Annotated in this window: 2 protein-coding genes; one reads left to right on the top strand and one right to left on the bottom strand. The window is 60.4% G+C overall.

The window, feature by feature from the left end; translation table 11 throughout:
• Nucleotides 1-313: integrase core domain-containing protein (locus WKW82_RS40565; protein ID WP_340348854.1), on the top strand; the 313-nt coding region annotated here is incomplete at its 5' end.
• A gap of 66 nt (nucleotides 314-379) precedes the next feature.
• Here the strand turns inward: WKW82_RS40565 and WKW82_RS40560 are convergent.
• A complete protein-coding gene (locus WKW82_RS40560; RefSeq protein ID WP_340348853.1) occupies nucleotides 380-1,036 on the bottom strand; it encodes an acyl-homoserine-lactone synthase in 657 nt (218 codons plus the stop codon).
• Nucleotides 1,037-1,171 lie beyond the last annotated feature (135 nt).

Here is a 1,171-nt window from a genome sequence, read left to right as displayed (position 1 = left end):
TGAATCCACCCAGTACGCCAGTGCGCAGCACCAGGCGCTGCTGACGCGCCACGGCCTGGTCGGCAGCATGAGCCGCAAGGGCAACTGCTGGGACAACGCGGTGATGGAGCGCTTCTTCCTCAGCCTGAAGACCGAACGGGTCTGGCAGCGTGACTACGCCAACCATGGCGAAGCAATGACCGACATCGCCCACTACATCGTGGGCTTCTACAACAGCGTGCGCCTGCACTCCAAACTGGGCAACTTGCCACCCAATGCCTTCGAGCAGCAATCGGCAATCAAACCACCTTTCGTGGTGTCTGAAAAAACTTGACCAGCACAAACCGCTGCAGGGCGTTCACCGAGGGAGGCCGCACAGCGTCGCTCTAAGCCATTCGCGCTAGGTGCATTGAACGCCCAGTGGGCGCGCCGGGAGGCCCTCGGCTCGCGAAGGCAAGACGCGCCTCAGTGGGACGTCTTCTGCAGGACTTTCTTGATCTTGCGTTTCCACTTCGATCCAGCACGCGAAGATTGGATGGCCGTCGATGATCTTCGGCGGCGCTGCGCGGTGGGTGCGGATGCCTCCGCGACGCAGTAGCCGCTCGACTCCCAGTGGCGACACGGTGATGATGCGTTGCGCCCCCTGCTCGGCTGCGACAGCGATCGCCTTGTGAAGCAGTGCGACCGCCACTTTCGAAGAAAACTGGCTCATTGCGCCGCCGTGAGATACGTTGAAATCGACGGCCGCAAAGCGCGAGAGTTCCCAGATGCGCGGGTCCCGCGGCACTTCGGCGCCTCCAAGCAACTCGGGAAACACTTCGCCCAGCAGATAGGGGCTGGTGGTTGGGAGTAGCCGAGCTGTTCCAACAATGCGGCCCTCGTCGTCGCGGGCGGCCAGGTACAGCGTGTCGGCGCGGTCGAACTGATCCTTTTCGAGACCATGTTCTGTCACAAGGTCCCATCCCAATGTCTTAATGAACACCCTGTACCTATAACGCCCGACGTCTTCAAGAACTTGTCGCGCGAGGTGGCCAGGTCGGCCCGCGAGTATTTCCATTTGCTACTTTCCCGAGGTGTGCCAGGTATTTCAGCGTTGCCTCGGCAGTAGCGGAACTATCAGATCTGGTAGGTCAGGTTGAATAGCGTTTGCACACCGCATCAAACGCCGGAGCGTTCCAGTCAAAGTTGTCAA

Source organism: Variovorax rhizosphaerae, from assembly GCF_037889975.1.
GTDB lineage: Bacteria > Pseudomonadota > Gammaproteobacteria > Burkholderiales > Burkholderiaceae_C > Variovorax > Variovorax rhizosphaerae.
The sequence above is the reverse complement of the archived record's forward strand: the minus strand, read 5'-3'. Positions and strand labels throughout refer to the sequence as shown.